The 1075-nt window shown below is 36.7% G+C and carries 1 pseudogene; it reads left to right on the plus strand.

The features are described 5' to 3' along the window. Nucleotides 1–555: 555 nt before the first annotated feature. Nucleotides 556–843: pseudogene (locus B9A18_RS24915) on the plus strand (6-pyruvoyl trahydropterin synthase family protein); the annotation flags it as partial. Nucleotides 844–1075: the final 232 nt, after the last annotated feature.

Genomic DNA, 1075 nt, shown 5'->3' on the forward strand with positions numbered 1-1075 from the left:
TCAACCTCCTCTATATCCTTTTCACCATTTCCCTTCCTCCGAAGCGGGATGCAAAAGTAGGAAAATTATACGCCCCCACAAACTTAAATACAGTAATACTTCAAAGAAAACCCTAAGTCCCTATGCCAGAAGGACAATAAATGAAAGTGCAAGCCAAATTTCTCATTTATTATATGTACCAGGATATCGCACCATTCCTCGATCGATTCAAATCGCTACAGGTCGCGTTCACTAAAGGACCAATCTTTCCCAGATAACAGACATAAATTGGAAACCATAATGAGGGAATGTTCCCAAACCGTCACGACTATACTCATGATAACATCATCAAAATTAAAATACGATCTGCGAAGGAAGCCTAATTGTTAACAATAATACCAAAGACAAGTAATACGTATTGATGAAAATTAACAAAAAGTATGATAGCTATCATTTCTTATAAGGATCGATAATCACAATTTTGTGCCATTATAAAATACAAATGATCATCTACAAAACCTTCAATTCGATTCAGCACACTATCTACCCAACGTTCCACCGGGACACAAATGCGGAGGAATACACGGACATACCTATACATTGACAATATTTATTTCTGGAACTCCTAATGAAAGTTCTGGCTGGATTATGGATTATACGGAGTTAAAGAATAGCATAAAACCATTTTTAGATATTCTTGATCACAAGTTATTAAATGAAATACCAGGACTTGAAAACCCTACAAGTGAAAATCTATCTATATGGTTATGGAAAATAATCAAACCTATATTTCCAGATTTGGTAAGAATAGAACTAAAAGAGACACCAACGTCCGGAGTAATTTATGAAGGTCAAAGAGCATAAGCCTTTGCTATGTAGCGGTAGCGTAGTTTGGCAACTGTGTCATGCTACAAATTTTCTTTAGCGGAATCACTGACAGGATCAAGGGAGTCTATCATAGAACAGAAAGCGCTAGCCAGAGGTAAAATATATCCTTATTTTAAAATTCCTATAAACAAGAAAAGCCGATAGTCTTCTGACTACCGGCTTTCTTTAAGATTTGGCACCGACCTACTCTCCCACGTGTTACCGCAGT

The organism is Pedobacter nyackensis (assembly GCF_900176505.1).
GTDB classification, from domain to species: domain Bacteria; phylum Bacteroidota; class Bacteroidia; order Sphingobacteriales; family Sphingobacteriaceae; genus Pedobacter; species Pedobacter nyackensis.